This is a genomic window from Bacillus capparidis (assembly GCF_017832095.1).
GTDB lineage: Bacteria > Bacillota > Bacilli > Bacillales > Bacillaceae > Bacillus > Bacillus gobiensis.
In genome coordinates, this window is record NZ_JAFDST010000001.1 from 879,413 (window position 1) to 905,868 (window position 26,456).

A 26,456-nucleotide genomic window follows, 5' to 3' on the forward strand; every position below is an offset into this window, starting at 1 on the left:
CGTAGATGGCGGTTCACCTCTAATGCTGCTTACTTCTGTTAACGAAGGAAAAATGCAGGCTGGCTCACCTGCATTTTGTTATTTCACTTTTATATCAAACAGCTTTGTTTTTCCTTTCACCGCATCTGATTCACCGGATGGTTCGATTGATTCTACAATGTCTCCGTTTGTGATAACAATCGGGGTAATCGTACTGCTTGCTTTTTCACTGATAAAATCAAGGTCGCAAGTAATGAGCGGATCTCCCACTTTTACTTTGTCCCCCTCCTTCACATGAGCTTCGAATCCTTCTCCCATCAGTTCTACAGTATCAAGTCCGATGTGAATTAACAGCTCTATTCCTGACAACGACCGGATTCCAACTGCGTGCTTTGTATGAAACAATTGAATAATTTCTCCTTCAACAGGCGATACAATGTTGCCGTTTTCAGGCTTGACAGCAATTCCTTCTCCCATCATTTTTTGTGAAAATACAGGGTCTGGAACCTCTTCTAAAGGAACAACTTGTCCATCAATTGGCGAATAAACCGCTTCCTCGTTTTTTGTGTCTTGTGCTTTGCCTATGCCAAACAGTTTTTTCAGCATGTGATAGTCCCCTTTCAAAATCCCTTTAATCACCTTATATATTTATATTTAATCATATATCGAGAGCTTCCTCAATTTATAACCTTATTTCCTTTTTCTGCATAGGCTATATAAAAATTCAGCTAAAGGAGTCTGAAGATGAGTCAGGATAAAAATGAAAATAGCCAAAAAGATGTGCAAAAGCTAGGCAATTACTTGTCAAAGGCTGTTGAGGATTTCTTTTATTCATCCCCGTTTCACGAATTATTAAATGGATTTCAAAATATTGTGTCCAACCAGTTGAATAATGCCATGGCAAGTACAGAAATCAGAGAGGACGAGACATTCCTTTACGTGGATGTGCATGTTCCGGATTCTTTTGTCAATGGAGAAATTCTCGTTGAAGTAAAATCGAGATATTTGCATCTTTCTATGAGGGAAACGGTAAAGCATTCGGAAAGCAATTATCAAAAAATATCTTCAATGGCAAAATCGATTTTGCTTCCTTACCCTGTCATCCAGGAATCAATGAGTACTTCCTGGCCAAATCAGAATACGATGGTCATTTCTTTTGAAAAAACAAAAGCATGAATGCTTCCCATTCATGCTTTACGATTTAAAAAAGCTTGTAAAACCCTTTGCTAATGATCCCATTTGATTGACCGTATTCATCATTTGGCCCGCCGTATCCATCAGCTTATTAAAATCATATTGCCCGTTTGATTTCTTGAATTGAGACATGATGCTCATGAATTGTGAAGGCTGCTGCTGATTTGGCCTTGGCTGCGGATATGGATTTGGATAGGATAAAGGTAGCTGTTGCATGCCTTGATATGAATTTGGCTCATCGTAATAAGGTATATGACTCAGTGTTTGAGGTTGAGTTGGATATTGATTATGGGCTGCCCCTGGTGAATGAGTTTGGTAAGCAGATGGATAATGCGGATATTGCTGGGCAGAAGAATGATAAGGAGCATAGCCATAAAGCTGTTCCGGATATAATCGGGTTTGTCTCCTATTGTTCAATTTTAAACTCTCTCCTTCCGTTAATAATGATCTACTAGATTAGTTTATGATCGAATTTACGTTTCGGTGCCTATGTTCTAAAAAAACAAAGCACGCATGTACTATAGAAAAGCACTGGTATTATTGGTAAGATATAAGGAAGATGGATGAAGGGGGAGAAAAGACATGAACTTAGCAGAGCTCAGGCATTCTTTTGCTGAAACAAAAAAGTACGAAACTGATAATCTGAACAAGCTTATGGATTTCTCTAGGCATTTATATTTGCAAGGCCATCTTACGCTCCATGAGTTCCGGGTGTATTTAAAAAACCTGGAATCCGAAGGCGCCGAATCGCCTATTTATCAAACTAAATAACATAAGAAAGGCAGCGGATTAACGGCTGCCTTCTTTTACGTAATCTTTTAATGTTTTCAACGTGTACTGCACCGATTCGGATAAGTCTTTAAATCGCTTCAGGTGAATTTTGCAAAAAAAAGATTGCAGCACGACTTCGTTCAAATTTTCTTTTACAGCTTCTATTTGGCTGACATGGAGATATCTGGGACGCTTTTCGCTGATATACCGTGTGGCATTTTCGGTCCAGGTATCTATGATTTGCGTACTTTCTTGAACTGCCGGCTGAACTTCTTTATAAAAATCGACGGGAATGTCTTTGCCTTTCCGCTCATTATAGCGGCTGACAGATTCCTTCAGCAGGCAGAGCATCTCATCGTTAACTTCTAGAACTTCTGATTCTTTCACTTCACGTCACCTCAATGAACATCCTATCAAAGAAGCAAGAAATCAACAATTCACAAACATTTTACTGACAATTCACTTGGAATAGGAACCACGCTGCCAATTTTTTCAGATTGACCAATACATAGAACCAGTTCATCCAATTCTTTATCTATTTGTTCAAGGACGGCTTCAATTTTTACTTCTTTTTCTATTCTGTTCATCAGCATGCGGCTGCCGATGTTCTTCTCAATCTCAGTTACAGATTCTTCTATTTCCATCAGGATGTGAAGGACATTGTCTTTACTTACAAATCCGTTCATTCACTCTCCTCCTTTTTTCTTGTTGCCTTCTAATTTCTTTGTCCGGTGTAACTCTCCTTCCTGCTTGACAAAACTAGTACTAAATCGGCAAATGAACTTATCATTCAGCAAAACTCTTCCGCGCAAGGCCTGCCGTATGATTCTGCTTATTTGGGCAAAAATAACCGTATGGGAGGTGTTGACATGAAAACAAAAAAAGAGCCGAAGAAAGAAGAAAACAAGCGTCCTCTAGGGGACAAAAAGCTGAATGGCCCAAACCGTCCTTCAACGTAAGAAGCAGGGAAATCCTTGCTTCTTTTTTTTCGCTGCCTGCTTACTACAGCCATTCTTTTATTGCGAACAATGCCGCAAGCTGTCTTCTTTTTTGCTGATACCACTCTGTCAAATCTACTTGGTCTGGTAAATTCACCTCTTTAAAGGAATGGCGCACCTGTGAATTTTTGCGAAACCAATCGTCCTTTTCTTCGTCTAATGAATGGATGACCACGGGGTAGCATGTTCTGAGGAAAGGAGACGATCTTATTTTTCTTCCCATCATTTTTTCCATGTCATATCTTGACCCAGTATGCGGCACACAGTCAAGAAACTGGTAGCATGATGTATGATAGACAGGATGAAAAAGCAGCTTTCCCAGCTTTTTACCCAGTGCAATCCTTTTTTCCGCCTTCGTAAAATTATTTATAGAAAGACCGAGCAGCCGGCCGTCGATCGTTGGGAAAATAACTGTGTTAAAATGAAAATAATCACTCATAAGAAACGGAAAAGCTGCAAATACATTCTTTTTTAGCCAATGATTTTGTATAATTGGTTTTTGAATCGTATTTTGTTCATTTATAATAAGTGCATGCATGAGACGTTTTTTATCCTTTTCATGCCAAAAAAGCTGCCACTCTGTTTCCATAAACGCTGAGACACCAAATGCACCAAGCATAGAAAAAAGCGGGGTACCACAGCGTTTCGAATAGCTGTAAAGCAAAAGCTGGGGAAAAGCATCGGAAAAGATCAGCCAGTTTGATCTTTCGTATGTGGTAAATAACCACGTCTGTTGATCAGAAGTAAGGCCTTTTTGAAACAACCGGCCTTTCAGATCCGTCATCGACCAGCCGGCATTTCGAGATACGGCGCTTGCCAGCAAGGCCCATTTGATCTCAGGATTGGTATCATAAAATGTTTTGTACGCATTCGTTCGGGATATGTTATCTTTATTAAGGCGTCTCGTTTGCTGCTTAATTTGCTGTATAACCTTGTGTCTGCAGTTTGCAGTTAACAACATGTACACCACTTCCGTTATAAATGATTGTTTTAGGAGGTCTGGGATGATCCGCTATCCAAACGGCAAACAATACGTGCCGAGCCAAACCAAACCGGCCACGGCGAAAACAAAAAATGAAAAATCATTCAGTAATCGCGGAATGACCCTCGAAGACGATTTAAACGAAACGAATCAATATTATTTAGAAAAGCAAATCGCGGTTATTCATAAAAAGCCGACTCCCGTCCAAATTGTTCAGGTGGATTATCCGAGACGAAGCGCTGCGGTTATCAAGGAAGCCTATTTCAAGCAATCCTCCACCACGGATTACAACGGAATTTATCGAGGCAAATACATTGATTTCGAAGCAAAAGAAACCCAAAACAAAACCTCTTTTCCGTTAAAAAACTTTCATGCTCATCAAATCGAGCATATGAGACAGGTGGTTGACCATGGAGGTATTTGCTTTGTTATTATTTCCGCATTTAACGAAGTTTATCTTTTAAAAGCCGAACAATTATTTTATTTTTGGGAACGCTGTGAAAATAATGGAAGAAAATCAATACGCAAGGATGAGCTTGATCAATCGGCTTGTCTTATCAAGCTTGGCTATTCACCCCGAATTGATTATATTAAAGCTATTGATTCCTTATATTTTTCTTAACACTTTCGGGGAAAATGCGTATGGAAAATATGCGCTTAGCTAATGAAAGGTAGAGATGTTATGTCTGATCAATATAGTAGCCGTGAAGAACGGAGAAAGGCCATGCAAGGAAACAGCAGGTCGAATCCGTCACACCAAAAGAACAACAAAAAAAAGAAATCGAAAAATGGTCTGTTTAAAAAGGTTCTTTTATCACTTTTAATTCTTTTTGTGATCGGGACAGTTGCAGGCGGGGTTACGTTTGCTGTTCTCGTCTCCGACTCCCCTTCTCTTGATGAGGAGAAAATGAAGACACCATATTCATCAACAATTTATGATAAAAACGGGAAAGAGATTGCCGAAATAGGCTCGGAAAAACGGACTTATGTTTCGATAAATGATATTCCCGATCAAGTAAAAAATGCGTTTCTTGCGACTGAAGATGCTAGATTTTACGACCATCACGGGATCGATCCAATTCGAATCGGAGGCGCGCTAGTAGCCAATGTCACCGGCGGTTTTGGTGCAGAAGGCGGTAGTACCATTACCCAGCAGGTCGTAAAAAACTCACTGCTTTCACATGAAAAAACGCTTAAAAGAAAAGTGCAGGAAGTTTGGCTTTCTTTACAGCTTGAAAGGCAATATTCGAAAGATGAAATTCTCGAGATGTATTTAAACCGCATCTATTTTTCACCGAGAGCATATGGAGTTGGAAAAGCAGCGGAAGAGTTTTTCGGAGTAACCGATTTAAAAGATTTGACGGTTGAACAGGCAGCAGTCCTTGCCGGCATGCCGCAAAGCCCGAATAATTACAATCCGATTAAAAATCCTGAGCGTGCCGAACAACGCAGAAATGTTGTCTTAGGATTAATGGAGCAGCACGGTTTTATTTCAAAGGCTGAATATGATAAAGCTAAAAGTGTTGCGGTCACAGAAGGACTCGTTTCCGAGGAAACCTACGCTAAAAAGACGGAAGAAAATAAATACAGCGCCTTTGTTGAACAAGTTGTCGAAGAAGTGAAATCAAAAGCCGGTGTTGATGTCGGGACCGACGGGTTAAAAATCCACACTACTTTGGATCCTGATGCACAATCGTATATGGAGGATATGCTAAATGGCGATTCTCTTAGTTTCACAGAGGGTATGCAGGCAGGTATCACCTTGCTTGATACGAAAACCGGAGAAATCCGTGCGATCGGAGCCGGACGAAACGTCCCTGCCGGCGGATACAACTATGCGACTGACGCCAGACGCCAGCCGGGTTCGAGCATTAAACCAATCCTTGATTACGGTCCTGTTATTGAAAACAAAAAATGGTCAACATATGAACAAATTAACGACGAACCTTACTCTTATGATGATGGAACTCCGATTAATAACTTTGACAATAGTTACAAAGGCTGGATGACGGCGCGGGAAGCTCTTGCGCAGTCAAGAAATATTCCTGCTTTAAAAGCCTTCCAAGAAGTTGGTAAGGATAAAGCGAAAGAGTTTGCAGGTAAGCTTGGAATTAATTTTAATGGAGATGTATATGAGTCATACAGTATCGGTGGATTTGGCGAAAAGGATCCGGGAGTCTCATCCCTGCAAATGGCGGGCGCCTATAGTGCCTTTGGGAACAACGGCTATTACAATGAGCCTCATGCCGTAACATCCGTCGAATTTAATGATGGAACGAAAATGGACCTTACGCCAGAACCAGAGGCTGCAATGAGCGATTACACAGCCTTTATGATTTCTGATATGCTGCAAACCGCCGTGCAAACAGGTACAGGGCGGGCAGCGCAAGTCCCAGGCGTCAATATTGCCGGGAAAACAGGGACAACGAACTTTTCGATAGAGGAAAGACAAAAGTACAATATCAGTAAAAGCGGAGCACGTGATTCATGGTTTGTCGGGTATAGCCCGCAATATACAGCGGCGATTTGGACTGGTATGGGGAAAAATGACCAAAATAAAGTTCATTTAACCACTTCTGAGCAGCAGCTTGCTAAAAAAGCATTTAAACAGCTGATGACTCACGTAGATGATGGTAGCGGCTCATTTGAAAAGCCTGACAGCGTCGTCGCCGTCGATATTGAAAAAGGATCAAATCCGCCAGTCAAGGCCAGTGAATATACTCCTGAGAGCCAGAGGATTACTGAGTACTTTGTAAAAGGATCAGCTCCTTCTCAGGTTTCAACAAAATATGAGAAAACGAACAAACCAGAAAACTTAAATGTCTCATATGATGAAGCAAGTAAGAGTGTGACGTTAAATTGGACACATGAAAAGGATGACGCCACCTTTGAGGTACAGCAGTCTATTAACGATGGCGGCTATGCAGAAATTCAAAAAAACGGTGAAAAAAGTATCGTAATTCCAAATGTCCAGCCAGGATCTGTCTATCGCTTCCAGGTTACAGCAATTTCGGGTGACAATCGAAGCGACACGGCTTCAACGATGATTGAGATCCCTGGAGAAAAACCGCCGGAAGAAAAACCTGATGGAAATGGCGAGATCAATCCGCCAGCTGAGCAGCCGGATAACCCTGGTGGGCAACAGCCCGATCCAAATCAAAATGGCAACAACGGCAATAACGGAGGCCAAAATGATGGGAATCCAGCTGATGGAAATCAAGGTGGCAATACTCCTCCTGAAGAGCAGCCTGCAGACGGAAATCAAGGTGGCAATACTCCTCCTCCTGAAGAGCAGCCTGCGGACGGAAATCAAGGTGGCAATACTCCTCCTTCTGAAGAACAGCCTGCGGACGGAAATCAAACCATTTTGCCAGGTGATCAAAATTCTAATACTAGTGATTAGCATAAAAAAACCACTCGTGATGAGTGGTTTTTTTGACAAGAATTATCGATTCGTCATGGCTTTCCATTTATAAAATTGTTTTTCCATTTCGATAAACAGCTCGTCCAATTGGACAAACGCAGGGAATTGATTCGGTTTTTGCAAAATATATTCCGCTCTTTCTTTCCAATTGATCGGTGAAACAGCAAAGTCTTTATTAGAAACCTCATCCCAATCAAACGTTTCTGAATGGGTGCCCCGGATCCAGTAAAAACTAGTTATTAAGCATACCATCCCTTTGAGCATGAGCCCTTTATCCCCTCTTGATTTTCTCGTATCAAAATCAGGAAGCAGTTTTTCTTTGATCATTTTCCATACATCAAATAAATACGGCACGTACTCACATGGGTGCTCCCACGGTTTTATATCTGTTTGATTCTCATAATAAAGCGGATTTTCAAATAGCAGCATCTTGATATCGGCGGAATCGCTCAGGACTATTTGCCGCAAAGTTTGTTCATACTGTTTTAAATCATTCATATCGCTTTCACAAGCCCTTTTTTTAACCTTTTTTGCCCTTCTCTGCATAAAGAAAGCAATGGACATTCTCCACACTTTGGCGCTTGCGCCTTGCAATGATAGCGTCCGAAGAAAATCAGTCGGTGATGGCTGACAGACCAATCCTCGACCGGAATTTTTTTCATTAATGTTTTTTCAACTTCAAGAACACTATCCTTCCATCTGCAAAAGCCGAGACGCTTGCTGACTCGCTCGACATGCGTGTCAACTGCGATCGCCGGAACTCCAAAGGCAACAGATGCAACTACGTTAGCCGTTTTTCTGCCGACTCCCGGAAGGCGTACGAGCTCGTCCCTGTCGGAGGGAACTACCCCGCCATACTCATTGATGATCATTTCGCTCAATTTTTTTATATTTTTTGCTTTATTTCTGTATAATCCAATAGAACGTATATCCTGTTCAAGCTCTTCTGTACTCGTGTTTGCATAATCTTCCGGCGTCCGGTATTTTTGAAACAGCCCCTCAGTGACTCTATTGACGAGGGCATCAGTACATTGCGCAGACAGAGCGACTGCGACAACAAGTTCAAATGGGTTGGTGTGCTTCAGCTCGCATTCTGCATGAGGAAACATCTCACCAATGGTTTGTAAACAAAACTCAATTTCTTTTTTAGATAGCATAATGTCACCTTGTTTTCTTATTTCTCAAGCCAATTGTAAAAAGGAACTTGCCTTACATATTCGGATTCCTCTTTAACATGCGGCTTTCTGGACTGCCTGAATTTTTGGCTGTGCGCTTTCACCTGTTCAACAGATTGGATATTATTTTTTTTCCATTCAAACAGTATTCTATCGATGTAGCGAAAGCTCAGCTTTCCTGATAATACAGCTTCTCTCAGAGCGAGTTTAATTATCTCTTGGCCATGATGGTCCTGATCGAGCCAGATCGACAAAGTTTCACCCTCTAACGGTGATAAAGGCCTCGCAAACTCTTCTTCAAAAATGGAATACAAGCTCTTTTGACTACCTTCCTCTTTCTCCGCTGATCGTTGTTTTTCTTCCATTTGCACAAGATCAAATAATTTTCCCCAAAGAGGCTCCAAAGAATACTTTTCAAATTTAATTCCATTTGGCTCTTCACACTCTTCAATATCGAGGCAGCCTTTTTGAATAAATGAACGAAGCATCGACGTGCATTGGTCTGTGGAAATGGTCATTTCCTTCGCGAGCTCTTCAGGTGTTGGAAAGTAAAAGCCTTTTTCTACGTACATTTTTATTTTTAAAAGTAAAATAAATTCTTTCTCATTCAATCCTAATTTGTGATAGTGAATGAGCAGCAAGTTAGGGATTTGGGTTGATCCTAATTCCTGCATCTCAATAAATTGCGCTTTGTTCATTGTGGTACACCTCTTTGTATAAAGTATAGCATCTTCATACATTTCTTTATCGTATTAAGTGATAAAAAGTCTCCTTTAAGACAAGGAGACTTTTTTCAAGCATTCACAGGCAATAAAATTCTAAATCCTAAGGGTATAAGCGGTTGAGCAATCTAGGGAACGGAATCGTTTCCCTGACGTGCTCTACCCCGCTCAGCCAGGCGACCGTCCGTTCTAAACCGAGTCCGAAACCTGAATGAGGGACAGAACCGTATTTTCTGAGTTCAGCGTACCATTTGTAGGCATCTGATTCCAGTCCGTGCTCCTTCAATCGCGACTCCAGCAATTCCATGTCATGGATCCGTTCCGAACCGCCGATGATTTCTCCGTAGCCTTCAGGCGCAATTAAGTCTGCGCATAATACGACATCCTCGCGATCTGCGCTTGGCTGCATGTAAAACGGCTTAATCTTTGTCGGATAGTGTGTAATAAAGACTGGCATGTTATAGCTTTCGGCGATAGCTGTTTCATGCGGGGAACCGAAATCTTCCCCCCATTCAATATCAGTGAAGCCTTTTTCTTTTAGAAACTCAATAGCTTCATCATACGTAATTCGCGGGAAAGGAACTTTAATTTTTTCAAGCTTGCTTGTATCTCTGCCTAATGTCTTTAATTCGATCTCGCAACGCTCAAGCACGCTTTGAACAACAAATGACACATAATTTTCTTGAACCTCAAGATTTTCTTTGAATTCTACAAATGCCATTTCCGGTTCAATCATCCAAAATTCAATAAGGTGCCTTCTTGTTTTTGATTTTTCTGCCCGGAATGTAGGGCCAAAGGAAAATACTTTCCCTAATGCCATAGCGGCGGCTTCCATATAAAGCTGCCCGCTTTGTGAAAGGTAAGCGTCCTCGTCAAAATACTTTGTCGCAAAAAGCTCTGTTGTTCCTTCAGGCGCACTTCCAGTAAGAATTGGCGGGTCTACTTTCACAAAGCCGTTTTCATTAAAAAATTCATATGTAGCACGAATGATTTCATTGCGGATTTTCATGACCGCGTGCTGGCGTCTGCTCCTAAGCCAAAGATGCCTGTGGTCCATCAGGAATTCTGTTCCGTGCTCCTTAGGTGTAATCGGAAAGTCGATGGATTCACTGATCACTTCGATTCCTGTCACGGCGAGCTCAAAGCCGAGAGGTGATCTTTCATCTTCCTTCACAACTCCTTGAACATAAAGAGAAGTTTCCTGTGTTGCCGATTTGGCTATTTGAAAAATCTTTTCTTCGACTTCAGCCTTTACGACAACTCCTTGGATGAATCCCGTTCCATCTCTAAGCTGCAGAAAGGCAATCTTTCCGCTCGACCTCTTGTTGGCAACCCAAGCACCGATTGTTACCTCTTCGCCGACATGTTTATATACTTGATTAATTGTTGTTTTCAACCAATTTCCCTCCAAAGCAAAATCACAATTTCTTATCATGCATGGGTGGGCAGGAAGGATTATGGCAGTTTCCCATCGTAACTCCCTCCAACCTGAAGATTCACTATATTATACCTTTTCAGATCGATAAGGGTCAATTCAGCTAGGGCATATCAAGGAGTAATTGTTTTATGAATTTTTCCGTTTGAAAAATCTACATAACTTAACGTGTATTGATTGTCTTGATTCATATATGCAATTTCCCAAAGCAGAACATCTCCTTCTCTCGCCAGCTGTATACCTATCACGTCTCTGGCTTCTCCCCCATCACGAAGCACATCTGCTGCCTGCTTTTCTGTGATTCCTTCGTTTATCGCTTTATAAATAATTTTTTGGTTTTTATTATCTGGAACCCACACATACACTGATTCATTTTTATCATTTTTACCTTCAATAATAAAATGTTTTTCTTTCCCGACAAACGTCTGTGCCTGGTCAATCTTAGTTAGATGAGCCGCTTCTTCTGCTTTATTGATTGCTTGATCATGCCCTTCAGCTTTTTGAGCCATTGCTGGTTGGTAAATCACCGTACCTGCGAAAATTCCAAAAGCCAGAAGCAAAATAAGAGGCAGGACAATAAATAAATATTTTTTTTCCATAATCACCACTACGTTCTATAGATTGTAAAGATGGCCCGGTCTTTGTCATTATCGTCTAAGGCCAGTCCGAACATTAAGTCCTCTCTTTTTAACGTTCGGTTTAACAAGTCAACTATTTTATACAAATCATCACTGTGCTGAATGGTGACAGTAGATAGAACTTCAATTTTTGAATTCACTTGCATTTTTCCTCCTTAATCATGCAAAAATTTAACATTCATACGAGTGTTATGGATTGGGCAAGATAGATATACGACGGTAAAAGCCGTTTATATAAACCATTATCTCCTATCCACACCACCGGCCGCTTTATGCGGCTTTTAATCGTTCAGTTCATCTATATATCGTTCAAGCTCATCTTTTGTCATTTGTTCGACAGCAGAATGCGGAAGTGCGTTCATAAACGTCCGGCTGTAAGTGGATGTTAAAATCCTCCGGTCAAGAATGACGACCGTTCCTGAATCTTTGCTTGAACGAATCAAACGGCCGATTCCCTGCTTGAACAGAACAACCGCTTCTGGAAGCGAAAGCTCTTCAAACGGATTGCCGCCCCTGTTTTTAATGTAATCAAACCTCGCTTTTGCTAAAGGCTGTCCCGGAGAAGAAAAAGGCAATCTGGCTATGACCACAGTCGTTAGCTCATTCCCTGGAAAATCAACGCCTTCCCAGTACTGCCTTGTCCCCAGCAAGACTGCCTTTTCACTAGCTGCAAAAGCCTTTTTCACTTTTGCCGGACTTCCGGCTGTAATCCCTTGCCCTAGCAGCTCACCATCTAAGGTGTCATATTGCTTTAACTTATTGTAAACATCCCTCACCATTTCATATGAGGTGAACAACACCAATATTTTCGCTCGATTTTGCTTGGCCAAAATCGAAACGTATTCAGCTGTCATTTTGGCATATTGCTGCTGATCCGTTTCATGAATAAGCGGCATGTGCTCAGGAATGAGAATTCGCATGTGTTTTTTATATAAATATGGCGATTCGATTTGCAGCGTCCGTGGATAAAAATCAGTTAGCCCTAATTTTTTGATCATGAAAGAAAAAGACCGATCCACAGTAAGTGTCGCAGAAGTCAGGACCACACTTTTTTTCATCGTAAAAAACTGATCTGCAATTCTCTCAGCAATTTCAAGAGGCTGATCATAGAGGCTGACGGCATTTTTCGCGCCTTTAGCGTCGATTTCAATCCAGGTTATCCGTTTTGCGTCTTCGGTAAAAAACATCTGCAGCAGCGTTTGCTCCAGCCAAGAAAAATAGGCAACGCAAGATCGAAATTCATGATAAACAAATAACCCTTTCAAATCCAGCTGTCCTTTTACTGCTTCTGTTTGACGTAAAAGTCCTTCAAATCGGCTGTTAAGCTCAGAAAGCATTGAGCAAAGCCTTCTTGCTCCTTCTGTCATAGCCTGTCCTGCAATATCATTCCGCTGTTTTGTTTCTAATCTAAGGGTTAGACGATTGACATCGTCCATAGGTTTTCTTTTTTTTACAAATGAATGCAGCATACTAAAAAAAACATCGCATTCTTCCTGAATGAATTCAAGATATTCGTCGATTTGAAACTTAAGCTCTGCCGATATTCCAAAACGAGCGAAACGCTGCTGAAGCTTCTTCAAAAGGCCCCCATTTTTAAACGAGCCCATTTGAATCCGTTTTACATGAAAATCAAGATACGAGATTCTCGTACCGGTGTGATCCAAAGCCGCTTTTTCAAAGTGATGGGCTTCATCTATGATTACATAGCCGGTGGCGGGAACGGCTCCCGATTTGTTCTTCTCATTCGCCAGCAAAAATGAATGATTCGTAATAACCAAATCGGCCGCTTGAGCTTTCTTTTTTGCACTTTCATAAAAACAATCGTTTGTTTTCGTCTGAAATAAAAAGCCCTCACAGTTCAGCCTGTCCCAAATCCGTTTCCCGCCGGAAGGCAGATTGATCTCTTCAACGTCTCCTGTTGACGTTTCCAGCAGCCAGACAAGCAACTGTGCGATCGTTAATACTGTATCATAATTTGAATCCTTTTCTTCCATGATATAGTTCAGCTTGTAAATGTTCAAGTAGTGTGAACGGCCTTTCAAGACAGCTGTGCGGACAGGCGTTTCGAGCAATTCGTTCAGCTTCGGAATGTCGTGTTCCACTAACTGCTGCTGGAGAAGAGTAGTATATGTACTGAGCGTGATCGGAACCCCTTTCTCCCGTGAAAACAATACGGCAGGCAGCAAATATCCAAGTGTTTTTCCGGTACCTGGAGCTGCTTCAATAAGAGAATGCTCGTTATTATTAAAGGAGGTGTAAACTTCTTTCATCATCTCCTGCTGACCTTCTCTACGCTCTAAATTTGCCGCGGAAAAAGAATCAAAACAAATGTCATTTAATGTTTTGAGGTCTGCTGCTGAAGGTTCACGCTTTAAAGCATCGGATTCAGCTTTTTTTACGGCAATCGATTTCACCATTTTATAATCTATTTCTTTCGCAGGATCTTTTTTCCGCAGAATGTCATCGAGCAAGGGCTCCAAATCACTAATTAAATGTGAGGATAAGCGTTTTAATTCTGTTAACGTTGGAATGGGAAGGCTTTTTAGCTTCTTCACCATTTCCAGAAAAATTCGACTTGTCACCTCGGCATCACTGTCTGCCCGGTGGGGGCTTTCATGATGGATTTGCAGCGCTTCGCTCAATTCGGTCAGCTTATAGCCTCCAAAAGAAGGAAACAGGATTCTTGCCAACTCTACTGTATCGATCACCATACAATCGAGCTTGTCATACCCTGCGTTTTTAAGTTCACTATTAACAAAGTTGGTATCAAAATGAATGTTATGAGCGACAAAATAAGATTGAGTGAGGAGGTCATACACTTCATCCGCAATTTCCAAAAAACTTCGTTCGTGTTTGACTGTCTCATCTTTAATACCAGTAAGTTTTTCTATAAAAGGCGGGATCTTTTTTCCGGGATTCACAAAATAGGAGATTCGCTTTGAAATCTTCCAATCATCGATGACCACCGCACCAATTTGTATAATTTTATCTCCTTTTTTGGGGGAGTTTCCGGTCGTTTCCACGTCCAGTACCACAAAGCGTTTGTTGTTCATCAAACGGACACCTCAAATTTATTATGTACCAAAAAAGTGTACCATGGTTTCTTGGACAAGTCTTGCTTCATCTAAGAAAAAAGAAGGAAAACCCCCTTGTCGAAGGGGGTTACAACACAGTCCGTGCAGGCTCGTTAGCAATAAGCTGCTCAATTTGATTATTTTCGTCTAATATTGCGATCTTTGGCTGATGGTCTTTCAGCTTCTCTTCAAAAATTTGCGCATACGAAATGATAATGACAATGTCATTTTTTTGCACGAGCCGTGCTGCTGCACCATTCAGACAGATGATTCCGCTGCCGCGGTCCCCCGGAATTATATAGGTTTCCAGCCTTGCCCCATTATTGTTATTTACAATTTGAACTTTTTCATTCGCAATCATTCCAACAGAGTCCAAGAGATCTTCGTCGATAGTAATGCTTCCGACATAATCCAGATTAGCCTCGGTCACTCTTGCCCGATGTAGCTTTGCGTTCATTACAGTACGAATCATGTATGCTTCCTCCCTTAGGAAATGGTCAAAACAATATTATCAATTAATCTTGCTTTGCTGTATTTTACAGCCGCTGCGATGATGATTTTTCCAGACAGAACATCTTGCTTCTTCAATTCGGGATAAGAATAGCATTCCACATATTCAACATTTCCCCCTGCTGCTTCTAAGTGCGCGAGGACCGCAGAAATGACTGCTTTTGGATCTCTCTCACCTTGTTCAATCATGGCTGCCCCCGCTTGCAGCGATTGGTAAATATAAGGTGCTTGATCTCTTTCTATTGGGGATAAGTTGATGTTCCGGGAGCTTTTAGCAAGGCCGTCTTTTTCCCGAATCGTTTTCGAGGCCACCAGCTCCACATCCATGAAGAAATCATGAATCAAAGCATCTACTACGGCAACCTGCTGGGCATCCTTCATTCCAAAATACGCTTTGTCAGGTGCAATGATGGAAAACAATTTTGTCAATACTGTTGCGACCCCATCGAAATGGCCCGGCCTCGTCCTTCCGCAAAGCACATCCGTGCGGCCATTGACTGAAACCGACACTGCATGATTTTCCCTGTACATTTCAGCTGCAGATGGAAGAAACAAAAGCTCCACACCTGCTTCTTCAGCCAGCTGTATATCTCTATTTACATCCCTTGGATATGAATCGAAATCTTCACCCGGACCAAATTGGAGCGGATTGACAAAAATGCTCATGACGACAATATCATTCTCTCGTTTTGCCTTTTCAACAAGAGAGAGATGCCCCTCATGCAGGTACCCCATCGTCGGAACATATCCAACAGACTTTTGTGATTTTTTAAGATGAGTTGATGCTTCTTTCATTTTTGCTGCGGTTTTAATTACTTGAATCACGATTTAATTCCCCCATGTAACCTTTCGATGATTTCTTTCTCCATTTTGTAAGAATGAGACGAATCAGGAAATGAACGGTTCCTTACATCACTTACGTAGCTTCGAAGTGCGGATTCAATTGAATGGTCAATTTGTTCATATTGCTTCACAAATTTTGCTGTCTTAGAAACGCCGTACCCTAACAGGTCATGATAGACGAGAACCTGACCGTCTACACCACTGCCAGCTCCTATTCCGATCACAGGGATGCTAAGAGAATTCGCAATTTCTTTTGCCAGCAAATACGGGACACACTCTAAAACAAGAGCGATCACACCAGCTTTTTCACAGTTGATACTGTCTTCTAGCAATTGTTTTGCACTTTTTTCATCTTTTCCTTGAACTCTGTAACCGCCCAAAACGCCGACAGATTGAGGGGTTAAACCTAAATGGCCGACAACAGGAATTCCACCGTCAGTCAATTGCTGAATGGTTCCCAAAACATTTCCGCCGCCTTCAAGCTTTAATGCATCTGCCCCTCCGCGCTGCATAATCGCAGCTGCGTTTTTCATCGTATCTTCCTTTGAACAATGATATGACATGAAAGGCATATCTGTAACGGTAAATGTCTGTTTCGCTCCTCGTTTTACCGCTTTCGTATGATGAATCATGTCATCGACGGTTACTGCCACTGTAGATTCCAGTCCAAGAACAACCATGCCGAGTGAATCTCCTACCAAAATCATATCCACACCTGATTGTTCAGCTTGCTTTGCTGAGGGATAGTCATAGGCTGTCACCATCACTATCGGTTCAGATTCACGCTTCATGTTTAAAAAATCGAGTTTGCTTTTCATTTGTTCCTCCTCCTGTGCATCAGAGGAGATGAAATCATATCAAAACAAAAATCCTTCTATTTTATTAAAAATAAAACAGAAGGAATGGCTTTTATATCAAGGCTACGAGTTTCATCCCTCTGTCCCTGTCCATCTTTTTTCGGATCAAGGCAGACTGCTTTTTTACATTTCGTCAATACAAGGTGCAGCTCCATAATCGGATACCGCCCAACCGAAAGTATATCAAAAAGAAAGTGAAGTTCCAACTAAGAAGTACGGAGGTCGATATCTGCCGAATAAATTTTCTTAATGTCTCCTTCTTTTGTTACAAGCAAAAGGACACCCTCATCGTCTATGCCTAAAGATTTGCCGGAAATCAATCCTTGCAGCGTTCTGGCAGTAATTTCTTTTCCCTGGATGGCGGCATAGCTTTCCCATATTGGTTTAATCGATTTGAAACCGTCCGATAAAAACTCCAGATATCGTTCTTCGAATTTTTTTAGAATCGTCTGGATGATTCTTGCCCTGTCAAACATGGTTTTTTGCTCGATTGACAGAGAGGATGCGATCGATTGGATTTCAGTCGGAAAATCACTTTGGCTTTGATTTACATTTATGCCTATACCAACAATGACGGAACTTACGCGATCAGCTTCCGCCTGCAGCTCTGTTAAAATCCCGACAATTTTTTTACCGTTACACAAAATATCGTTCGGCCATTTAATTTGCATTTGTAAGCTGCTTACTTCTTCCAGAGCTTGTGCAACCGCTACTGCTGTAAGGAGTGTTAACTGGGGAGTCTTGGCAACCGGAATATCAGGTGTCAGGATTAAGCTCATCCATACCCCTTTTCCAGATGGTGAATGCCACGTCCTGTTCATCCGCCCTCTTCCTGACGTCTGTTCATCAGTGACAACCAGTGTCCCCTCCACCGCTCCTTCTGCTGCCAGCTGAAGGGCTTTAATATTAGTAGAAGGCAATACATCTCTATAATGAATCTCACGGCCGAGAATATTCGTATCAAGCCCGAGTCTGATTTCATTTTCACTGATTTTATCCGGTTTCGCGACGATTCTATATCCTAATCTTCTTACAGCTTCCAATTCATACCCTTCGCTTCGTAAGCTCTCAACATGCTTCCAGACGGCCGTTCTGGAACATCCTAATTCCTCACTGATCTTTTGCCCTGATACATAATCATTGCCCGCTTTTGAAAAAAGCGCCAATAACGAATTTCTTATGCCTGATTGCACGTTTTAAGCCACTCCTTTATGGCTTCTCTGCCATTTTCCAAACCGTCTGTAATAACGGCTTTTTCGATTTTTTCTAACTCCTCGGCAATCCATTTGCCGGGTTTTTTTTTCCGGAACTGCATCAGTTCATTTCCATCAATATCTAATTCCTTTACACTTTTGATAGGCAGATGTTCATAAATCTCTTCAAGCTGAAGAAGCCGCTCCTGATCGATTTGCTTGTCTGAAAGAAGCATTCTGATACGTTCAGCTGAAAGAGCAGTATGCATCCCTGTTTTATATAGGCTAAATCGATCCCAAGATGCACGCTGGCTTTTTTGAATCGCAGCTGCATCGTTGAAAAGCTTAGCAGAGAGCTTCCACTGCCTTAAATATGCCTGGGATGATTCGGGTGAAATTTCAAGTAAACAAAGGATCGCAGCCCATAACTCTTCTTTTGATTTTAAATGATGAAAAGGAAAGCGGGAAATGGCTTCAGCTTGATGAGAGCTGCATGCTCGAAAGCCGGGCAGCATAGTCGACAGCCCGGTAGAAAACATCAATAAAAGTGCTTGTCCGCACCACGGTCCAAAAAGCATTTTTTCCATTTCAATGGCCTTTCTCTCAATCGAGATATGAGAAAGCAATTCTTTTTCCCGCTTAATCGCAGCACAAGTTTCCTCAGACAAGTGAAAACCTAACTGGCTGACAAACCGCAATGCTCTCATCATGCGCAGAGCGTCTTCATGGAAACGTTCAGATGGATTTCCTACCGTATGGATCCTTTTTTTCTGAATGTCGTTCCTGCCCCCGAAGTAATCGATTATTGATCCATCCTTCGTCATAGCCATGCTGTTAATCGTTAAATCCCTTCGTTGTAAGTCTTCCTTTAGGGAACGAATGAAGGAGACTTTATCCGGTCTTCTAAAATCAGAGTAACCTTCCTCTGTTCGGAAGGTGGTAACTTCATATGGCTCACCTTTGTGAAGGACGATGATGGTTCCGTGCTCTTTTCCGACATGAATCGTTTTTTTGAAATGCCTTTCGATCTCTTCAGGCTTTGCATCCGTTGCTATATCGATATCGCCAATCGGACGGTTCATGAGGAAATCCCTCACCGAACCGCCGACAAAATAGGCTTGAAACCCTTCAGTATGCAGTTTTTCAAGTAGAGGGACCGCGTTGAGAAATTTTTCGTCCAAAACCATAAGCTTCACTCCGGTTCGATTAATCGATTATAAATTTGTTCATACTGCTCAACGATCTTTTTGGAGGAAAATTCATTCTCCAACGCTAGATATGACCTCCGGATAAATTGAGCTGCAAGCTCTTCATTGGTTAATAACTGCAGCGCCTTTTGTGCAGCTGAGTTGTGGTCGCCAACATCGACAATGAACCCTGATTCACCATCCCTTATCACTTCAGGAATGCCGCCTGCATTAGACCCGATACACGGGACACCACATGCCATTGCTTCAAGTAAAACCAATCCGAAGCTTTCTTTTTCAGAGAGAAGCAGCATAAGGTCGCTGATTGAATATAATTCTTGCAAATTTTCTCTTTTCCCTAAAAAGAGCACGCGATCGACAATATCAAGCGTATGAGCCAGCTGGCAGGCTGCAGACATTTCCGGTCCGTCGCCGACGAGCAGCAGCTTGGATTTTATTTTGCTTGCAACCTGATGAAACACATGGATAACATCCTCGACCCGTTTTACTTTTCTAAAGTTTGAAACATGAATGATCACTTTTTCATCGGGATCTATGCCGTATTGAGCCAATAAGTAGCTCGCATCAACTTTGTTGTATTCCCGCTCATCAATAAAATTATAAACGGTTTCGATTTCTTTTACAGGTTGGATTAATTTAAATGTTTGTTCAACCAGAGAGCCGGACACTGCCGTCACATGGTCCGAAGCTTCAATCGCAAACTTTATTAATTCCTTTAACGATGAATCATAACCCAAAACGGTTATGTCTGTTCCATGCAAGGTCGTTACTATTTTCAGCTTGCCTCCGGTCATCTCTTTTGCTAAAAACGCGCTTATCGCATGAGGAATGGCATAATGTGCATGCAGAACGTCAAGCTTCTCCCGTTTTGCCACTTCCGCCATCTTGCTTGCTAATGCCAGATCATAAGGGGCATGCTTAAAAACTGCATATTGATTGACTTCTACCTCGTGAAAATATATATTCCTGTGTGCTTTATTTAACCGAAAAGGTACACTAGATGTAATAAAATGAATTTCATGCCCCCGTTCAGCAAGCAGCTTTCCTAATTCGGTTGCTACAACACCTGATCCGCCAACCGTCGGATAACAGGTGATGCCGATTTTTAATTTTTTCATGTCATGCCCCCGCTATAAAAATGAACCGTTAATCTTCTTTGTCCTTTACGAGGTTCCGAAATTGGAACGCATCAGTGTTTAATGACCGGATTAAAATTTCTGCCGTTCCCATATTAGTCGCCAGCGGTACAGCGTATACGTCACAGAGGCGGATAAGCGCTGATACGTCCGGTTCATGCGGCTGGGCAGTTAACGGATCACGAAAGAAAAGCACCAAATCCATTTTATTGTCAGCAATCAATGCTCCGATTTGCTGATCTCCGCCAAGCGGCCCCGATTGAAAACGGTAGATAGGAAGAGCAGTCGCTTCCTCAATTTTTTTTCCGGTCGTACCCGTTGCAAATAAGTCATGATCCTTTAAAATTTCTTTATAGGCGGTTGTAAACTGTATCATATCCTGTTTTTTGCGATCGTGCGCGATTAAGGCGATTTTCATTTCTATTCCCCCCGGTTATCCGATAATATGTTCCAACCCGTAAATGAGCTGGTCAACTTTCATAACTTCTTCAACAGCCAATTTAACGCCAGACATAAAAGATGCGCGGTTATACGAATCGTGCCTGATTTTCAACGTTTGGCCCTCACCTCCAAATAATACCTCTTGGTGGGCGATTAATCCCGGAAGTCGTACACTGTGTATGCGAACTCCCTCGCTGTTTGCGCCTCTTGCTCCTTCTGCTGTTTCTTTTTCATCCGGATGTCCCTGTGGTTTCGGTTCTCTCACCTGGTGGATCATTTCTGCTGTTTTTAGAGCAGTTCCGCTTGGAGCGTCTAATTTTTGGTCATGATGCAGCTCCATAATTTCGATATCTTTAAAATAGTGAGCGGCCATTTGTGAAAACTTCATCATTAAAATGGCACCCAGCGCGAAGTTCGGCGCAATAATCGCTCCGATTCCTTTTTCCTCTGTCAACCTGCCGATATAGGTTAAATCTTCATCGGAAAAACCAGTCGTTCCCACAACAGGGCGAACCCCATGCTCTAAAGCTTGAATCGTATGTTTTTTGCCGATCTCAGGTGTGGTTAAGTCAATAAGTACATCTGGAGCTGTTTCAGTAAAGCATTCTGTTATATCTGTATAAATCGTAACGTCAGGAGCTCCTGAAAGCACCTTTGAAAGTTCCATTTGATTATATGTATGGTCAATCGCTCCGACTAGCTGAAAGTGCGGGGTGCGCTCTACAAGCTTTACAGCTTCTTCCCCCATTCTGCCTCTTGGGCCGGCTATTACAATTTTAATTGTTTGTGTATCCATTTTGTTTCCTCCTAGCTGTCTTCCTTTTTCGTCCATCTGTTTTTATCTCTCGTTTGAAATTTTTCCATGACCTTGCCATGAGCCTCCTCTAAGGAAATGCCAAGTGAGTTCGCCAAGCAGATAATAACAAATAAGACATCACCAATTTCTTCTTCAATTTCTTTTTCAGTTTCACTTTTTTTCTTCGGCTTTTCCCCGTAGCGATGATTAATTTCGCGGGCAAGCTCTCCTGTTTCTTCTGTAATTCTCGCCATCATCGCCAGCGGACTGAAATAACCTTCTTTAAATTGCCCGATGTATGCATCTACTTCCTCCTGCATGCTTTTCATCGTTTTGCTTTCGGTCATCTCTCTACCTCCTGTCATCATTCTCATGTTAGCTAAGTCCGTACAATTTGACAAATGATTTTCTTATCGGGCTCGTTGCCACTTCGCCGCCAATCAACTATAATATGTAACATTATCTTCTAGATAGATTGGAGGTTTCTATGGTGCTGGCAGAATTAAAGCTGAAAAACGTTTGCTTTATTTTGATTGGAGCCGCGATTTTTGCATTCGGGCTTGTTCATTTTAATATGCAAAACAATCTGGCAGAAGGCGGATTTACCGGAATCACTCTCTTGCTCTATTTTTTATTTGATTTCGATCCGTCAATATCCAATCTCCTATTGAATATACCACTTTTTTTTATCGGCTGGAAGCTGTTAGGTCGTACTGTGTTTATCTATACAATTATCGGGACATTCGGACTCTCCCTATTTTTATGGTTTTTCCAGCAGTATCAGTTTCATATTCCCCTCCAAGGCGACCTGGCTCTTGCCGCCTTATTTTCCGGGGTGTTTATCGGGTCCGGCCTCGGAATGATTTTCAGATATGGCGGAACGACCGGTGGAGTAGATATCATCGTCCGGCTCCTTAATAAATATTACGGCGTAAGCATGGGAAAAGCGATGTTTATATTTGATGCATGCGTCATAACAGTTTCACTTTTGTCCTATCTTTCATATAAAGAAGCAATGTACACGCTGGTTGCAGTATTTGTTGGAACACGAGTGATTGATTTCATGCAGGAAGGCGCATATGCTGCAAAAGGCGCAACCATTATTTCTGAAAAAAACGAGGAAATCCGCGCAAAGATTATGAAGGAAATGGAACGGGGTGTTACGATCTTAAAAGGATCGGGAGCTTATACGCAATCAGAAAGAGATGTCTTATATTGTGTCGTTCCTAAAAATGAAATTGTCCGCTTAAAAAGTGTAATTATGATGATTGACCCGCATGCTTTTGTAGCCGTTAGCGATGTCCATGACGTGATGGGAGAAGGCTTTACGTTGGATGGTGACAAAAATCCGATCAACCGTTAAAGGACATTGCGCTATATCACGCGATGTCCTTTATTTTTCCGGTTTTTTAACCTTTTCTTTTTTTCTATTGGTTTCTGCTCTGTACTTACGAAATCCTACATAGATTAACGACAAGATAATTGTGCTGCCTGTTGTCAGCATCACCCAAAACAGCGAAGGATCCGAATCGTCTTTTTTATTTTCAAATACATCGATCAAATCCTCTTCCAGGACTGTCATTTGTTCTAATTGTGTACTCATTGTCATCTCGGTAAACTCGCTCAGTTCAATGGCTTCGATATGTTTATCCACCTCTTTTATGGCAGCAGCGGAAACGGAAACGTTCATGCTCGGATAGATCGTTCCGTATAAAGAAAGAAATTCATTCCATGTCTTGCGGAATCGGGTATCCTCTCCTTTTTCTATTTCTGACTTCATCTTTTCTAATGAATGAAAAACAGTCTCCTCAAATGAAAGCCAAAGCGGCTCGTATCGTGAATAAACTGAATCAAGGAGCAGTCTGAATTGTGTTGCCGCCCTCGCCTTGTCAGCAGTCGGAATTTCTTCATTTGATAAAGCATCAATTGCCAATCGGTAATTCACATTTATCTGCCGCGCCTGATCAGACGGAACCTCTCCTTTTTCTTCTAAAACTTGAAATTGCTTTTCAAAGAAGCCGAGCACTCTTACAGCTTCTTCGTAACGATCCTGCCTTGTTAATTGAAAAACTGTATCTGATAAATCATTTAACTCTGTCCATGTTACTTCTTCCGCTTTCGCTTCCATCGAGAAGGCTTGAAAAATTAATATGAAAGATAATACTCCGCAAATCAGCCATCTGTCCATTTCTGTCCCCCCCAGCCGTTTTCATTAAAAGGTATGAAGGTGTGGACAAGATTAGACCATCAATGTTCGTTATGGCAGCTGAAGCTTCGAAGATTTAGGAGATAACACGAGTGCATAAGCTGTAATTAGACAGACGACACTCAGCCAAAACGTAAAATAGCCGATTTGCGGCATATAATCCGTCAGCACTGAATAATTGGGCATCATTCCGAACACATAATCGATGAAGTCATTATGAAGCGTCCATATCGCTGCGATCACTAGATGCCAAAGCTTAAATCGGTAATAAGGAGCATAAAGAACTCCTTGTACAGCCATGGCAAAATGGGAAACGATAAGCATGTATCCCGTCCAATGAAGATCTCCTGTTGTCAAGAGAACCAGCAGATTCATGATTACCGCCCATATCCCATACTTCATCAACGTAACGATCGCAAGCGCTTCGAAAAGAGACCAATGGTGCTTGAACAAAAAACCAATTAGAACAATTAAAAAGAACAAACTGGCCGTCGGACTATCGGGTACAAAGACGATAAAACGGGCTGGGGTTTCTGAGAGCTGTGACCCGTACCAGTAATAGCCGTATAACGTTCCGATAAAATTCACGACGAGGAGAAACAACAGAATTGGTTTCGTACCAAATATGTATTGAATATCTTTCACTTTTTTCTATCCTGCCTTTATAAAGAGTCACAAAAAAAGCTGACCGCCGCCAGCTTTCTTTGTCTATAAAAAGTATATCCCTACAAAAGCAGAAACACAATCGTAAAAGCGTCACTATTTGGTTGTCGTTTCTGAGATGAATTTCGAGAGCTTTTCGAGCTCTTCATCCGACCCTTTGAAGATACCCGGAGGCATATTGCCTTTTCCGTCTTTCGCTATTTTTGCCACCTCTTCCGGAGATAATCCGGTTTCTACAAGTGAAGGACCTGCTCCTCCCCCCTGCAACGTATCCCCATGGCAAGAAATACAGCCTTGCTCCTGAAAAATTTTATATCCCTCAGATTCCGTGTCGATATCTGCTTCCTCTGTTATTTTTCCTTGCTGCTCTGCTGCTTCCCAATCATGGGTAACAACCGATTCATAGGTTAAAGCAACAGTCGCAAAAACTGCCAGGAGCATCATTCCAGTCGCAATCGGACGTTTATGGGGCCTTCTTGCTATTCCCCTGTCTAAAAAAGGAGCCAAGAGAAGCGCCGTAAATGCAATCCCCGGCATGACAATCGCTCCAATTACCGTATATGGTCCCGATGCATATTGATATTTTAATAGTTGGTATAAAAATAAAAAGTACCAGTCAGGGAGCGGAATATATCCTGTATCCGTCGGGTCTGCCATTCGCTCCAACGGCGGTGCGTGAACAATGGTGAGTACAAGAAAGCCAACTAAGAAAACCGCGCCGACCATCCATTCCTTCAATAAAAAATTGGGCCAAAACGCCTCTGTCTTTCCCGGGTATTCTGAATAATCCTTCGGTATATTCGCCTTTCTTTCTGCAGGAATTCGTGAATCGCCGACAAATTTCATCCCTTTGCCCCTTTGCATACCTTCCCCTCCTTGTCATGATTTTACTTTTGCTATTCGGTTTACAATGGACCAGAAATCCCTTGTTTTCGAATCATGATAAAATGCGCAGCCATTAATCCAAATAATGCAGCAGGAAGGAAGAAGACATGGATCGCAAAAAAACGGGTAAGTGTTTGGGCACCGACGATCTCTGAATGCCCCGCTAGAAGAACCTTAATATGCGTCCCAATCAACGGAGTTGCTTCAGCGATCTGCAAGCCTACCTTCGTCGCGAAAAGCGCTTTCATATCCCAAGGCAGCAAATAGCCGGTAAACCCAAGTCCAAGCATGACGAAAAAAATCAGCACACCGACAATCCAATTTAATTCTCTTGGCTTCTTATACGCTCCCTGGAAAAATACTCTCAGCGTATGTAAAAACATCATCACAATGACAAGACTAGCTCCCCAATGATGCATTCCTCTCACTATTTGGCCGAATGCTACTTCATTTTGCAAATAATAAACAGATTTCCAGGCATTTTGAATATCGGGTACATAATACATGGTCAAAAACATGCCCGATAAAACTTGGATAACGGTTACAAAAAAGGTCAGCCCGCCAAAGCAGTACACAAATGCCGAAAAATGATGAGCCGGATTCACGTGTTCAGGCACTTCATGATCTGCAAGGTCCCTCCATAACGGAGTGATATCCAGCCGTTCATCAACCCAGTCATAAATTTTGTTAAGCATGTTACCCCGCCCCCTTCGGCTTTGCTTTCCCGAGATAAAGAAACCCATCCCTGATTTCATGTTCGTAATGGTCCAAAGGTCCAAGCGGCGGAGTTCCGGGTACATTTGTTCCATCCTTTTCGTATAGTCCGTAATGGCACGGGCAGAAAAACATGTTTTTATTTTTGGGATCGCTGTTCCAGTTCACGGTACATCCCAAATGTTTACAAATTGGTGATAGCGCTGTCACTTTATCGCCGTTTTTGTACACCCAAGCTGACCGTGACTCCTCTGATTCATACCAAGCGTCTACCTGATTGATTTTAAAGTCAAAGCGCTGAGGCTCCTCGGTTAATTCATCGACGCTGACCACTTGCACCATCTCTTGATTTTCCGTCGGCCGCAATACTGGATCGAGCGCGAAACGAACCATAGGCATAAGCATCCCTGCAGCCATAAATCCCCCTACGCCTGTAAGCGTATAATTCAAAAACTGGCGCCTAGATACCTGATGTCTTTTTTCGCTCATCACATACTCCCCCCTAAGTCATCACCCTTCGTTTCATGAAAAAAACAATTCCGTATGGCAAGACACCCTCATAATATATCAATCTCTTAGTAAGGTCAATACAGAGAAATCCCAGTCTGATGC

The 26,456-nt window shown here is 42.0% G+C and carries 32 protein-coding genes; 6 read left to right on the forward strand and 26 right to left on the reverse strand.

The genetic code is table 11. From position 1 onward, the window contains the following. Positions 1 to 78 precede the first annotated feature (78 nt). Positions 79 to 585 (reverse strand): PTS sugar transporter subunit IIA, encoded by a 507-nt coding sequence (locus JOC74_RS04345; RefSeq protein WP_053603134.1) that lies wholly within the window; start codon positions 583 to 585, stop codon positions 79 to 81. 138 nt (positions 586 to 723) lie between these two features. Between JOC74_RS04345 and JOC74_RS04350 the strand changes: the two genes are divergently transcribed. Beyond that, positions 724 to 1,155 (forward strand): hypothetical protein, encoded by a 432-nt coding sequence (locus JOC74_RS04350; RefSeq protein WP_053603135.1) that lies wholly within the window; start codon positions 724 to 726, stop codon positions 1,153 to 1,155. Positions 1,156 to 1,173: 18 nt separating this feature from the next. On the opposite strand, the gene JOC74_RS04355 is transcribed toward JOC74_RS04350, so the two are convergent. Then, on the reverse strand, positions 1,174 to 1,590 hold the full coding sequence (locus tag JOC74_RS04355; protein WP_082363824.1) for a YppG family protein: 417 nt from the start codon (positions 1,588 to 1,590) through the stop codon (positions 1,174 to 1,176). Positions 1,591 to 1,755: 165 nt separating this feature from the next. Between JOC74_RS04355 and yppF the strand changes: the two genes are divergently transcribed. Next, positions 1,756 to 1,944: a YppF family protein gene (yppF, locus tag JOC74_RS04360; protein WP_053603136.1), complete on the forward strand. Its 189-nt coding sequence runs from the start codon at positions 1,756 to 1,758 to the stop codon at positions 1,942 to 1,944. Positions 1,945 to 1,962: 18 nt separating this feature from the next. Here yppF and JOC74_RS04365 read toward each other — a convergent pair whose 3' ends face one another. Beyond that, positions 1,963 to 2,331, reverse strand: coding sequence for a YppE family protein (locus JOC74_RS04365; RefSeq protein WP_053603137.1), 369 nt, complete (start codon positions 2,329 to 2,331; stop codon positions 1,963 to 1,965). Between the two features lie 50 nt (positions 2,332 to 2,381). Beyond that, complete coding sequence (locus JOC74_RS04370) at positions 2,382 to 2,630, reverse strand: YppD family protein (RefSeq protein WP_053603138.1); 249 nt, start codon at positions 2,628 to 2,630, stop codon at positions 2,382 to 2,384. Positions 2,631 to 2,813: 183 nt separating this feature from the next. Here JOC74_RS04370 and JOC74_RS04375 point away from each other — a divergent pair, with 183 nt between their 5' ends. After that, on the forward strand, positions 2,814 to 2,903 hold the full coding sequence (locus JOC74_RS04375; protein ID WP_225970339.1) for a spore protein: 90 nt from the start codon (positions 2,814 to 2,816) through the stop codon (positions 2,901 to 2,903). Positions 2,904 to 2,946: 43 nt separating this feature from the next. Here the strand turns inward: JOC74_RS04375 and JOC74_RS04380 are convergent, their stop codons facing one another. Then, the gene (locus JOC74_RS04380) at positions 2,947 to 3,903 is read right to left on the reverse strand and encodes a DUF2515 domain-containing protein (protein ID WP_053603139.1); all 957 of its coding nucleotides are present in this window, start codon (positions 3,901 to 3,903) and stop codon (positions 2,947 to 2,949) included. A 43-nt stretch (positions 3,904 to 3,946) separates the two neighbouring features. Here JOC74_RS04380 and recU point away from each other — a divergent pair, with 43 nt between their 5' ends. Both recU and JOC74_RS04390 read left to right on the forward strand, forming a co-directional pair. Further along, positions 3,947 to 4,546 (forward strand): Holliday junction resolvase RecU, encoded by a 600-nt coding sequence (gene recU / locus JOC74_RS04385; RefSeq protein ID WP_053603140.1) that lies wholly within the window; start codon positions 3,947 to 3,949, stop codon positions 4,544 to 4,546. Positions 4,547 to 4,606: 60 nt separating this feature from the next. Next, complete coding sequence (locus JOC74_RS04390) at positions 4,607 to 7,327, forward strand: PBP1A family penicillin-binding protein (RefSeq protein ID WP_082363826.1); 2,721 nt, start codon at positions 4,607 to 4,609, stop codon at positions 7,325 to 7,327. Between the two features lie 42 nt (positions 7,328 to 7,369). Here the strand turns inward: JOC74_RS04390 and JOC74_RS04395 are convergent, their stop codons facing one another. From JOC74_RS04395 to JOC74_RS04470, 16 genes are all read right to left on the reverse strand, one after another. Continuing rightward, positions 7,370 to 7,846 (reverse strand): YpoC family protein, encoded by a 477-nt coding sequence (locus tag JOC74_RS04395; RefSeq protein ID WP_053603142.1) that lies wholly within the window; start codon positions 7,844 to 7,846, stop codon positions 7,370 to 7,372. Continuing rightward, on the reverse strand, positions 7,843 to 8,505 hold the full coding sequence (gene nth, locus JOC74_RS04400; RefSeq protein ID WP_053603143.1) for an endonuclease III: 663 nt from the start codon (positions 8,503 to 8,505) through the stop codon (positions 7,843 to 7,845). Before nth ends, JOC74_RS04395 begins: the two co-directional genes overlap by 4 nt. A 17-nt stretch (positions 8,506 to 8,522) precedes the next feature. Then, a complete protein-coding gene (locus tag JOC74_RS04405; RefSeq protein ID WP_053603144.1) occupies positions 8,523 to 9,221 on the reverse strand; it encodes a DnaD domain-containing protein in 699 nt (232 codons plus the stop codon). Positions 9,222 to 9,348: 127 nt separating this feature from the next. Continuing rightward, a complete protein-coding gene (gene asnS / locus JOC74_RS04410; protein ID WP_053603145.1) occupies positions 9,349 to 10,641 on the reverse strand; it encodes an asparagine--tRNA ligase in 1,293 nt (430 codons plus the stop codon). 152 nt (positions 10,642 to 10,793) lie between these two features. Then, complete coding sequence (gene tseB / locus JOC74_RS04415; protein WP_053603146.1) at positions 10,794 to 11,279, reverse strand: cell wall elongation/penicillin-binding protein regulator TseB; 486 nt, start codon at positions 11,277 to 11,279, stop codon at positions 10,794 to 10,796. 8 nt (positions 11,280 to 11,287) lie between these two features. Then, positions 11,288 to 11,458, reverse strand: coding sequence for a YpmA family protein (locus JOC74_RS04420; protein WP_082364332.1), 171 nt, complete (start codon positions 11,456 to 11,458; stop codon positions 11,288 to 11,290). 141 nt (positions 11,459 to 11,599) lie between these two features. Beyond that, the gene (locus tag JOC74_RS04425) at positions 11,600 to 14,371 is read right to left on the reverse strand and encodes an ATP-dependent DNA helicase DinG, 3'-5' exoribonuclease type (RefSeq protein ID WP_053603147.1); all 2,772 of its coding nucleotides are present in this window, start codon (positions 14,369 to 14,371) and stop codon (positions 11,600 to 11,602) included. Between the two features lie 109 nt (positions 14,372 to 14,480). Next, the gene (gene panD, locus JOC74_RS04430; protein ID WP_053603148.1) at positions 14,481 to 14,864 is read right to left on the reverse strand and encodes an aspartate 1-decarboxylase; all 384 of its coding nucleotides are present in this window, start codon (positions 14,862 to 14,864) and stop codon (positions 14,481 to 14,483) included. Positions 14,865 to 14,878: 14 nt separating this feature from the next. Then, on the reverse strand, positions 14,879 to 15,727 hold the full coding sequence (gene panC, locus JOC74_RS04435; protein WP_098945207.1) for a pantoate--beta-alanine ligase: 849 nt from the start codon (positions 15,725 to 15,727) through the stop codon (positions 14,879 to 14,881). Beyond that, positions 15,724 to 16,563, reverse strand: a complete 840-nt coding sequence (gene panB, locus JOC74_RS04440; protein WP_053603149.1) for a 3-methyl-2-oxobutanoate hydroxymethyltransferase — start codon at positions 16,561 to 16,563, stop codon at positions 15,724 to 15,726. Before panB ends, panC begins: the two co-directional genes overlap by 4 nt. 245 nt (positions 16,564 to 16,808) lie before the next feature. Further along, a complete protein-coding gene (locus JOC74_RS04445; protein WP_053603150.1) occupies positions 16,809 to 17,795 on the reverse strand; it encodes a biotin--[acetyl-CoA-carboxylase] ligase in 987 nt (328 codons plus the stop codon). Further along, positions 17,780 to 18,976, reverse strand: coding sequence for a CCA tRNA nucleotidyltransferase (locus JOC74_RS04450; protein WP_053606017.1), 1,197 nt, complete (start codon positions 18,974 to 18,976; stop codon positions 17,780 to 17,782). The genes JOC74_RS04445 and JOC74_RS04450 overlap by 16 nt, the downstream gene beginning before the upstream one ends. A gap of 11 nt (positions 18,977 to 18,987) precedes the next feature. Further along, on the reverse strand, positions 18,988 to 20,121 hold the full coding sequence (gene bshA / locus JOC74_RS04455; RefSeq protein ID WP_053603151.1) for an N-acetyl-alpha-D-glucosaminyl L-malate synthase BshA: 1,134 nt from the start codon (positions 20,119 to 20,121) through the stop codon (positions 18,988 to 18,990). Between the two features lie 28 nt (positions 20,122 to 20,149). Next, positions 20,150 to 20,557 carry a methylglyoxal synthase gene (gene mgsA / locus JOC74_RS04460; RefSeq protein ID WP_053603152.1) on the reverse strand — a complete coding sequence of 136 codons (408 nt, stop codon included), beginning with the start codon at positions 20,555 to 20,557 and terminating at the stop codon, positions 20,150 to 20,152. A 15-nt stretch (positions 20,558 to 20,572) separates the two neighbouring features. Beyond that, on the reverse strand, positions 20,573 to 21,376 hold the full coding sequence (gene dapB, locus JOC74_RS04465) for a 4-hydroxy-tetrahydrodipicolinate reductase (RefSeq protein WP_053603153.1): 804 nt from the start codon (positions 21,374 to 21,376) through the stop codon (positions 20,573 to 20,575). A gap of 11 nt (positions 21,377 to 21,387) precedes the next feature. Further along, on the reverse strand, positions 21,388 to 21,723 hold the full coding sequence (locus JOC74_RS04470) for a nucleotide pyrophosphohydrolase (protein WP_053603154.1): 336 nt from the start codon (positions 21,721 to 21,723) through the stop codon (positions 21,388 to 21,390). Positions 21,724 to 21,866: 143 nt separating this feature from the next. On the opposite strand from JOC74_RS04470, the gene JOC74_RS04475 reads away from it, so the two are divergent. Then, positions 21,867 to 22,739, forward strand: a complete 873-nt coding sequence (locus JOC74_RS04475) for a YitT family protein (protein WP_053606018.1) — start codon at positions 21,867 to 21,869, stop codon at positions 22,737 to 22,739. A 30-nt stretch (positions 22,740 to 22,769) separates the two neighbouring features. On the opposite strand, the gene ypjB is transcribed toward JOC74_RS04475, so the two are convergent. The 5 genes from ypjB to JOC74_RS04500 form a co-directional block, all read right to left on the reverse strand. Beyond that, positions 22,770 to 23,564 (reverse strand): sporulation protein YpjB, encoded by a 795-nt coding sequence (ypjB, locus tag JOC74_RS04480; protein WP_082363829.1) that lies wholly within the window; start codon positions 23,562 to 23,564, stop codon positions 22,770 to 22,772. 69 nt (positions 23,565 to 23,633) lie between these two features. Beyond that, positions 23,634 to 24,227 (reverse strand): lipoprotein heptaprenylglyceryl N-acetyltransferase LhaT, encoded by a 594-nt coding sequence (gene lhaT / locus JOC74_RS04485; RefSeq protein WP_053603155.1) that lies wholly within the window; start codon positions 24,225 to 24,227, stop codon positions 23,634 to 23,636. 114 nt (positions 24,228 to 24,341) lie between these two features. Next, positions 24,342 to 25,109 (reverse strand): menaquinol-cytochrome c reductase cytochrome b/c subunit, encoded by a 768-nt coding sequence (locus tag JOC74_RS04490; protein WP_053603156.1) that lies wholly within the window; start codon positions 25,107 to 25,109, stop codon positions 24,342 to 24,344. A 41-nt stretch (positions 25,110 to 25,150) separates the two neighbouring features. Further along, entirely contained in the window at positions 25,151 to 25,825 is a 675-nt protein-coding gene (gene qcrB / locus JOC74_RS04495) for a menaquinol-cytochrome c reductase cytochrome b subunit (protein ID WP_053603157.1), read from the reverse strand. A gap of 1 nt (position 25,826) precedes the next feature. After that, entirely contained in the window at positions 25,827 to 26,333 is a 507-nt protein-coding gene (locus tag JOC74_RS04500; RefSeq protein WP_053603158.1) for a Rieske (2Fe-2S) protein, read from the reverse strand. Between the last annotated feature and the right edge of the window lie 123 nt (positions 26,334 to 26,456).

Coding starts and splice junctions, on each gene's coding strand:
- tseB (WP_053603146.1), bottom strand. CDS start 11,279: ATGGAAAAAAAATATTTATTTATTGTCCTGCCTCTTATTTTGCTTCTG.
- dapB (WP_053603153.1), bottom strand. CDS start 21,376: ATGGATACACAAACAATTAAAATTGTAATAGCCGGCCCAAGAGGCAGA.
- qcrB (WP_053603157.1), bottom strand. CDS start 25,825: ATGCTTAACAAAATTTATGACTGGGTTGATGAACGGCTGGATATCACT.
- JOC74_RS04395 (WP_053603142.1), bottom strand. CDS start 7,846: ATGAATGATTTAAAACAGTATGAACAAACTTTGCGGCAAATAGTCCTG.
- JOC74_RS04345 (WP_053603134.1), bottom strand. CDS start 585: ATGCTGAAAAAACTGTTTGGCATAGGCAAAGCACAAGACACAAAAAAC.
- mgsA (WP_053603152.1), bottom strand. CDS start 20,557: ATGAAAATCGCCTTAATCGCGCACGATCGCAAAAAACAGGATATGATA.
- JOC74_RS04470 (WP_053603154.1), bottom strand. CDS start 21,723: ATGACCGAAAGCAAAACGATGAAAAGCATGCAGGAGGAAGTAGATGCA.
- JOC74_RS04350 (WP_053603135.1), top strand. CDS start 724: ATGAGTCAGGATAAAAATGAAAATAGCCAAAAAGATGTGCAAAAGCTA.
- nth (WP_053603143.1), bottom strand. CDS start 8,505: ATGCTATCTAAAAAAGAAATTGAGTTTTGTTTACAAACCATTGGTGAG.
- JOC74_RS04405 (WP_053603144.1), bottom strand. CDS start 9,221: ATGAACAAAGCGCAATTTATTGAGATGCAGGAATTAGGATCAACCCAA.
- recU (WP_053603140.1), top strand. CDS start 3,947: ATGATCCGCTATCCAAACGGCAAACAATACGTGCCGAGCCAAACCAAA.
- bshA (WP_053603151.1), bottom strand. CDS start 20,121: ATGAAAAAATTAAAAATCGGCATCACCTGTTATCCGACGGTTGGCGGA.
- panB (WP_053603149.1), bottom strand. CDS start 16,563: ATGAAAAGCAAACTCGATTTTTTAAACATGAAGCGTGAATCTGAACCG.
- panD (WP_053603148.1), bottom strand. CDS start 14,864: ATGATTCGTACTGTAATGAACGCAAAGCTACATCGGGCAAGAGTGACC.
- JOC74_RS04500 (WP_053603158.1), bottom strand. CDS start 26,333: ATGAGCGAAAAAAGACATCAGGTATCTAGGCGCCAGTTTTTGAATTAT.
- yppF (WP_053603136.1), top strand. CDS start 1,756: ATGAACTTAGCAGAGCTCAGGCATTCTTTTGCTGAAACAAAAAAGTAC.
- ypjB (WP_082363829.1), bottom strand. CDS start 23,564: ATGGACAGATGGCTGATTTGCGGAGTATTATCTTTCATATTAATTTTT.
- JOC74_RS04390 (WP_082363826.1), top strand. CDS start 4,607: ATGTCTGATCAATATAGTAGCCGTGAAGAACGGAGAAAGGCCATGCAA.
- JOC74_RS04370 (WP_053603138.1), bottom strand. CDS start 2,630: ATGAACGGATTTGTAAGTAAAGACAATGTCCTTCACATCCTGATGGAA.
- JOC74_RS04375 (WP_225970339.1), top strand. CDS start 2,814: ATGAAAACAAAAAAAGAGCCGAAGAAAGAAGAAAACAAGCGTCCTCTA.
- JOC74_RS04425 (WP_053603147.1), bottom strand. CDS start 14,371: ATGAACAACAAACGCTTTGTGGTACTGGACGTGGAAACGACCGGAAAC.
- JOC74_RS04490 (WP_053603156.1), bottom strand. CDS start 25,109: ATGCAAAGGGGCAAAGGGATGAAATTTGTCGGCGATTCACGAATTCCT.
- JOC74_RS04380 (WP_053603139.1), bottom strand. CDS start 3,903: ATGTTGTTAACTGCAAACTGCAGACACAAGGTTATACAGCAAATTAAG.